The sequence below is a fragment of the Peterkaempfera griseoplana genome (assembly GCF_001418575.1).
Classification (GTDB): Bacteria; Actinomycetota; Actinomycetes; order Streptomycetales; family Streptomycetaceae; genus Peterkaempfera; species Peterkaempfera griseoplana.
This window is the reverse complement of record NZ_LIQR01000203.1, coordinates 1-7,166: the sequence shown is the minus strand read 5'-3', so window position 1 is coordinate 7,166 and position 7,166 is coordinate 1. Positions and strand designations below refer to the sequence as shown.

The following is a 7,166-nucleotide window of genomic DNA, read 5'->3' as shown; positions in this document are numbered from 1 at the left end:
CCCGGCATCCCGTCGCACCGCGCTGGTCGGCGGCGGTGCGACGGGATGCCGGGCCGGGGCCCGACGGTGGGTCGTCAGTCGAGGCGGTGGGAGAGGTGGAGGTCGCGTTCGGTGTTGCCGTCCTCGAGGCGGAGCGCGGTGGCCACCGGCGGATAGCCGCTGGCGATCACGGTGTACTCGCCGGGCTGGAGGTCCCCGAAGCGGAAGGTTCCGTCCGCACCGGTGGTGACCGCGGCCACCACCGTGCCGGTGGAGTCCAGCAGGGTCACCCTGGCGTCGGCGACCGGGTGGCCGCCCTCGGTGCGAACGGTGCCCCGCAGGGTGCCGCTGCCGGCCAGCGCCACGTCCTGCCGGGTCTCCCCGCTGGGGGCGATGGAGACGGTGAGCGCGGTGGGCCGGTAGGCGCGGGCGCTGACCGCGAGGGTGTACTCCCCCGCCACCAGGTCGCGGAAGTCGTAGGCGCCGTCGCCGTCGGTGTGCCCGGTGGCGACGACCTCCCCGCGCGGGTCGGTGAGCACCACCGCGGCTCCGGGGACCGGCGCGCCCTCGGTGGAGCGGACCGCTCCGGTGAGCCGTCCGGTGCCGCCCAGCACCACGTCCAGGTCGACCGGGCGGCTGCCCACGGCGACGGTGACCGCCTGCGGCTGGTGTCCGCCCGCCGCGGCGATCAGCACATAGTGGCCGGAGCGGGGCGCGGCCAGCGCCCAGCTCCCGTCGGGGCCGCTGGCGGCCCGGGCGACCTGGCGGCCGTCCATGTCGATCAGGGTGAGGACGGCGCCCGGTACCGCGCCCCGGTCGGGTTCGCGGACGATCCCGCGCAGCGGGATGCCCGGGGAGGCGGCCGTCCTCGCCGGCTCGGGGGTGAAGGTCTCCGCCGCCTGGGGCGGCACCCCGAGGTCTGCCGGGACGGGGGCGGGCCCGGAGGCCGGATGCGTGGCCAAGGGTTTCTCCTTGAGCAGGAAGGCGAGGACGAAGCCCAGCGCCAGCACGGGCACCAGGTAGAGGAAGATCCGCGGCATGGCGTCGGCGTACGCGGCCACATAGCCGTCGCGCAGCGGCGCCGGCAGGGCGCGGACCAGGGCCGGGGTGATGGAGTCGGGGTCCGGCAGGGCGGGGCCGCCGGGCCGCGCGGGCGGCAGGGACCTGGCCAGGCCGTCGGTGAGGCGGGCGTGGAAGAGGGCGCCGAAGACCGCGGCGCCGACCGACCCGCCGATCTGCCGCAGGTAGTTGTTGGTGGAGGTGGCGGTGCCGATGTCGCGCGGCGGTACGGAGTTCTGCACCGCCAGGACGAGCACGGGCAGCACCAGGCCCACGCCCAGGCCGAGCACGGCCATGGCGGCGGCGGAGACCGCGTACGGGGTGTCGGCGTCCAGCAGCAGCCCCAGCATGGCCATGCCCGCGGTGGAGAGCAGGCCGCCGAGCAGCGGGTAGGGCTTGTAGCGGCCGGTGCGGCTGATCAGCTGGCCGGAACCGATGGAGGCGAGCACGATGCCGCCCATCATGGGCAGCATCAACAGTCCGGAGCCGGTGGCACTGGCTCCGTCGACCATCTGCAGAAAGCTGGGCAGATAGCTGGCGGCGCCGAAGAGCGCCACACCGACGACCACACCGATGGCGCCGGCGACGTTGAAGACCCCGTCGCGGAAGAGCCTCAGCGGCACCACCGGCTCTGCGGCGAACCGCTCGACCAGGGCGAACAGCAGCAGGCAGCAGACGGTGGCGCCGGCCAGTCCCAGGATGACCGGGGATCCCCAGGCGTACTCGGTGCCGCCCCAGCTGGTGGCGAGCACCAGGCAGGTGGAGGCGGCGGCGAGCAGTGCCGCGCCGCCGAGGTCGAGCCGGGGACGCATCGCCGGGCGGGGCAGTCGCAGCACGACCAGGGTGACCAGCAGGGCGAGGACGCCGATGGGGATGTTGACCCAGAAGCACCAGCGCCAGCCGGGTCCGTCGGTGAACCAGCCGCCGAGCAAAGGCCCGGCGACCGAGGAGATGCCGAAGACGGCGCCGATCAGGCCCATGTAGCGGCCGCGGTCCCGGGGCGGGACGATGTCGGCGATGATCGCCTGGACGCCGATCATCAGGCCGCCGCCGCCGATGCCCTGGACCGCGCGGAAGGCGATCAGCTGGTCGATGGTGTGGCACCAGCCGGAGAGCGCGGAGCCGGCGATGAAGACGGCGATGGCGAAGCGGAAGACCCGGTCGCGGCCGAGGAGGTCGCCGAGTTTGCCGTAGAGCGGCAGGACGACGGTGGACGCCAGCAGATAGGCGGTGACCACCCAGGACATCCGGTCCAGGCCGTGGAGCTCCCCGACGATCCGGGGCAGTGCGGTGGCGACGATGGTCTGGTCGAGGGCGGCGAGGAAGAGCGCCAGCATCAGCCCGGCGAACACCAGGCGGATCTGGCGCGGCGTCAACTGCGCTGCGGCGGACGGCTGGGGGACGGGCTCGGCCGGCGCCCTGCGGGCGGCCTCCATCACGGACATGGGGGGATGATTACAGCCGCTGACACTTTGGCCGAACCGGTCTGTTCATCGTGATATCCGCCCCGACCAGGGGTCATGCCGCCCCGCAGCGGCCCGGTTTCACCCACAAGGGGACGCCGCCGGGCATCCGTTCCCCCACCCGGACAGGTGACGCAGCCGGGTGACGCAGCCGGGCGACGCAGCCGGGTGGCTCAGCCGCCGGCGCCGGGCTCCAGCTCCGCCAGCTCCTCCATGGCGCCGGTCACGATGTCCCGCATGGCCCGCTCCGCCCGCTCCGGGTCGCCCGCGCAGACCGCCTCGGCCACCTCGCGGTGGCGGGCGACCGCATAGGGCTCGGGGTGGTGCGGCATCAGATGGTGCTCGGTGCGGCCGGTGAGGACGGCTCCCACCACCTCGCCCAGGTGGGCCAGCATCTCGTTACCGGAGGCCTCCAGCACCACGCGGTGGAAGGCGATGTCATGCCCCAGGAAGACCTCCAGTTCGCCGGCGCGCGCGGTCACGGTCAGCTCCACCGCGAGGGCGCTGAGCTGCCGACGCTGGTCGTCGGTGGCGTTGCGGGCGGCGAGCGCGGCGGCGGCGGGCTCCACGGCGGCCCGCAGGCCGCCGAGCGAGCGCAGCTGCGCCGGGCGGTCGGCGCCGGCCAGCCGCCAGCGGATCACCAGCGGGTCGAAGACGTCCCAGCCGGACCGGGGCTGGACGGTGATCCCGACCCGGCGGCGGGAGGCCACCATCCGCATGGCCTCCAGGACCCGGACCGCCTCCCGGACCACGGTGCGCGAGACGCCGTAGCGCGCCTCCAGCTCCTCCATGCGCAGCACGGTGCCCTCGGGGATCTCACCGGAGGCGATGGCGGGGCCGAGGCCGGCGAGCAGGTGGCCGTGCAGGCCCTGGATGTCCATCGGACCAGAGTAGAGCGATGCACTCATATGACGATTGCATATCGAGCGCTTGAATAAGTCATACCTTTGGGTCCATAGTTCCCAGCAGCCGGATGGGCGTCCCCCACACCGGTCGAACACCGTCAGGAGCATCAAGATGGCTCTCAGTGCCGAGAACCAGCGGCCGTGCGTCGTGGTGATGGGCGTGTCCGGGGTCGGCAAGACCACTGTGGCGCAGCTGCTCGCCGAACGGCTGGACGTTCCCCTCGCCGAGGCGGACGACTTCCACCCCCCGGCGAACATCGCCAAGATGTCGGCCGGGACACCGCTCGACGACACCGACCGGCAGCCGTGGCTGGAGGCCATCGGCCGCTGGCTGGCCGACCGCGACGCGGCCGGGACCGGCGGGGTCGTCACCTGCTCGGCACTGAAGCGGAGCTACCGGGACACCCTGCGAGCCGCCTCCCCGGGCGTCTTCTTCCTGCACCTGACCGCGGACCGCGCCCTCATCGCGGACCGCATAGGCCACCGCAGCGGCCACTTCATGCCCGCGTCCCTGCTGGACTCCCAGCTGGCGACGCTGGAACCGCTCGGCCCGGACGAGAGCGGCGCCTCGCTCGACGCCGGACCGGACACGGAACACCTCATCGAGATGGCCGTGGCCGCCGTGCCACGGCCCGTCAACGGAGACCTCGAGTGACCATCGCCCTCCACACTCCCGGGACGGCCTCCCTGCTGGCCGCCACCGCGGACACCCTGCCCCACAGCGGCAGCTCCGGCAGACTCGTCGCCGCCATGCTGATCGGCATCGCGGTGATCGTGCTGCTGATCACCCGGCTGAAGCTGCACCCCTTCCTGGCCCTCACCCTGGGATCCGGGGTCCTCGCCGCAGTGGCCGGCGTGCCCTTCGACAAGCTGATGAGCAGCTTCACCACCGGCCTGGGCTCCACCGTGGCCAGCGTCGGCGTCCTGATCGCCCTGGGCGCCATGCTGGGCAAGCTGCTCGCCGACTCCGGCGGCGCCAACCAGATCGCGGACACCATCCTGTCCCGCTCCGGCCCCCGGGCCCTGCCCTGGACCATGGCCCTGGTCGCCGTGGTGCTCGGCCTGCCGCTCTTCTTCGAGATCGGCGTGGTGCTGCTGATCCCGATCGTGCTGCTGGTGGCCCGCCGCGGCAATCTGCCGCTGATACGCGTCGGCATCCCCGCGCTGGCCGGCCTGTCGGTGCTGCACGGCCTGGTGCCCCCGCACCCCGGCCCGCTGGTGGCCATCGACGCCCTGCACGCCGACCTCGGCCCGACCCTGGCGCTGGGCCTGCTGGTCGCCGTCCCGACCGTGGTGATCGCCGGTCCGCTGTTCTCCCGGGTCGCCGAGCGCTGGGTGGGACCGCTGCAGATCCCCGCCGCCCTCGGTACGGACACCGAGGCCGAGCAGGCCCGCGAGCGGGACGGCGTCCGCACCCCGAGCTTCGGCGCCACCCTGGCCACCATCCTGCTGCCGGTCGTGCTGATGCTGGTCAAGGCGTTCTGCGACGTGGTGATCGACGACGACAAGGCGCTGGCGCAGCGGATCTTCGACTTCGTCGGCTCGCCGCTGATCGCGCTGCTCGCCGCGGTGCTGCTGGGCATGGTCACCCTGGGCCGTGCCGCCGGCTTCACCAGGAGCCGGATCGCCGTCACCGTCGAGCGGTCGCTCGGGCCGATCGCCGGCATCGTCTTCATCGTGGGCGCGGGCGGCGGCTTCAAGCAGACCCTGGTCGACGTCGGCATGGGCGATGTGATCGCCGGCTGGTCCGACAAGTGGCACATCTCGGCGCTGCTGCTGGGCTGGCTGGTCGCGGTCCTGATCCGGCTGGCCACCGGCTCGGCCACCGTGGCGACCGTCACCGCGGCCGGCATCGTCTCCCCGCTGGCCGCCAACATGACCTCCACCCACGCGGCACTGCTGGTGCTCGCCGTGGGCGCCGGATCGCTCTTCCTCTCCCATGTCAACGACGCCGGCTTCTGGCTGGTCAAGGAGTACTTCGGGATGAGCGTCGGCCAGACGTTCAGGTCCTGGTCGGCGATGGAGACCGTGATCTCCGTGGTGGCACTGGTCTTCATCCTGCTGCTGGGGCTGGTGTTCTGACCCTCGCGGGAGGCCTCCCGCGCACAGACGGCGGTGCCCTCCTCCCCCGGCCGGACCCGGGGGAGGAGGGCACCGCCATCGGCGTACCCGGCCCGGGTCAGCCCAGCTCGGCGGCCAGCCGGCCCAGCACCTCGTCGTGGATGCGGTTGATGCCCTTGGGGGCGAAGGTGCGCTCGAAGAAGCCGCCGATTCCCCCGGCCCCCTGCCAGGTGGTCTCCACCACGACCTTGGCCCGGCCCTCGCCGGCCGGGGTGACCGTCCAGGTGATCACCATGCTGGAGTTGGCGTCGGTCTCCACCAGCTCACCGGGGGTGGGCTCGGAGACGGTGAAGAGGCAGTCCCGGATCCGCTTCTCGGTGGCCTGCAGCTTCCAGTGCACCCGGGTGCCCGCGCCCTTGCCGCCCTCGCGCACCTCGTACTCGCTGTACTGGGCGGGCAGCAGCCGGGGCCGGGTCTGCTCGTAGTCGGCGAGGGCCTCGTAGACCCGCTCCGGAGAGGCCTCCAGCACCCGCTGCGTTACGGCGTACACCTGCGACATGTCGTGCTCCTCACTGGGCTCGGCGGCCCGCACGGGCGCCGCGCCACAGCCAACCACCGGCGGTGTACGGCCTCCAAACGCAAGCCGCGGCGGCATGGCGCACCCCGATCTTCGAACTTGTGTTCTAAACTCGGTCCCCAAGCACCACCAGCGGCAAGGAGGACCCCATGCGCTGGGACAACCTGCAGCTCGAGACCACCACCCCGCTCCTCGGCCCCGGCACCGTCACCCGACGCTTCGACACCCCGGAGTTCCGCGGCATCACCTTCCACGAGGTGCACGCCCGCTCCATCGTCAACCGGGTGCCCGGCGCCTCCCGGATGCCGTTCGAGTGGACCGTCAACCCCTACCGGGGCTGCACCCACGCCTGCGTCTACTGCTTCGCCCGCCGCACCCACAGCTATCTCGACCTGGACACCGGGCTGGACTTCGACTCCCAGATCGTGGTCAAGGTCAACGCCCCCCAGCTCCTGCGCCGGGAGCTGGGCTCGCGCCGCTGGCGCGGCGAGCACATCGCCATGGGCACCAACGTCGACTGCTACCAGCGCGCCGAGGGCCGCTACCGGCTGATGCCCGGGATCATCGAGACGCTGCGCGACTACGCCAACCCCTTCTCGGTGCTCACCAAGGGGTCGCTGATCCTGCGCGACCTGGAGCTGCTGCGGCAGGCCGCCGCCGTCACCGACGTGGCGGTCAACGTCTCGGTGGGCTTCACCGACCGGGAGCTGTGGCGCACCGTGGAGCCGGGCACCCCCTCCCCGCAGAAGCGGCTGGAGGTCTGCCGCACCCTCACCGACGCGGGCATCCCCTGCGGGGTGCTGATGGCGCCCGTGCTGCCGTACCTCAGCGACTCCCCCGAGCAGCTGCGCGCCACCGTCCGGGCCGTCGCCGAGGCCGGTGCGGTCTCGGTCACCCCGCTGGTGCTGCACCTGCGGCCGGGCGCCCGCGAGTGGTACACCGCATGGCTCCGGCAGCACCACCCGCGGCTGCTCCCCCGCTACGAGGCGCTGTACGGCGACGCCGTGTACGCCCCGCGCTGGTACCAGCGCCGGATCACCCGGGCCGTGCACGAGATCGCCGCCGAGTACGGCTGCGGGCCGGCCGGCCCGTCCGGCACCCGGCGCATCCCCCCGGCCCGCC

General features: G+C 73.1%; 6 protein-coding genes. 3 read left to right on the top strand and 3 right to left on the bottom strand.

Translation table 11 applies throughout. The features are described from left to right. Positions 1-74: 74 nt before the first annotated feature. Both AOK09_RS16475 and AOK09_RS16470 read right to left on the bottom strand, forming a co-directional pair. Positions 75-2,483, bottom strand: a complete 2,409-nt coding sequence (locus tag AOK09_RS16475) for an MFS transporter (RefSeq protein WP_055587966.1) — start codon at positions 2,481-2,483, stop codon at positions 75-77. Positions 2,484-2,674: 191 nt separating this feature from the next. Beyond that, complete coding sequence (locus tag AOK09_RS16470) at positions 2,675-3,382, bottom strand: FadR/GntR family transcriptional regulator (protein ID WP_055587965.1); 708 nt, start codon at positions 3,380-3,382, stop codon at positions 2,675-2,677. A 136-nt stretch (positions 3,383-3,518) separates the two neighbouring features. Between AOK09_RS16470 and AOK09_RS16465 the strand changes: the two genes are divergently transcribed. Continuing rightward, entirely contained in the window at positions 3,519-4,061 is a 543-nt protein-coding gene (locus tag AOK09_RS16465; protein ID WP_055587964.1) for a gluconokinase, read from the top strand. A 2-nt stretch (positions 4,062-4,063) separates the two neighbouring features. Further along, positions 4,064-5,488 carry a GntT/GntP/DsdX family permease gene (locus tag AOK09_RS16460; RefSeq protein ID WP_407675408.1) on the top strand — a complete coding sequence of 475 codons (1,425 nt, stop codon included), beginning with the start codon at positions 4,064-4,066 and terminating at the stop codon, positions 5,486-5,488. Between the two features lie 97 nt (positions 5,489-5,585). Here AOK09_RS16460 and AOK09_RS16455 read toward each other — a convergent pair whose 3' ends face one another. Continuing rightward, positions 5,586-6,026, bottom strand: a complete 441-nt coding sequence (locus AOK09_RS16455) for an SRPBCC family protein (RefSeq protein WP_055587963.1) — start codon at positions 6,024-6,026, stop codon at positions 5,586-5,588. 167 nt (positions 6,027-6,193) lie between these two features. Between AOK09_RS16455 and AOK09_RS16450 the strand changes: the two genes are divergently transcribed. Further along, positions 6,194-7,166, top strand: a 973-nt coding sequence (locus AOK09_RS16450; protein WP_055587962.1) for an Rv2578c family radical SAM protein, incomplete at its 3' end; no start/stop codon positions are given.

Bases quoted from the DNA above. Each gene is read 5' to 3' on its own strand.
- AOK09_RS16475 (WP_055587966.1), bottom strand. From the start codon at position 2,483: ATGTCCGTGATGGAGGCCGCCCGCAGGGCGCCGGCCGAGCCCGTCCCC.
- AOK09_RS16470 (WP_055587965.1), bottom strand. From the start codon at position 3,382: ATGGACATCCAGGGCCTGCACGGCCACCTGCTCGCCGGCCTCGGCCCC.
- AOK09_RS16465 (WP_055587964.1), top strand. From the start codon at position 3,519: ATGGCTCTCAGTGCCGAGAACCAGCGGCCGTGCGTCGTGGTGATGGGC.
- AOK09_RS16455 (WP_055587963.1), bottom strand. From the start codon at position 6,026: ATGTCGCAGGTGTACGCCGTAACGCAGCGGGTGCTGGAGGCCTCTCCG.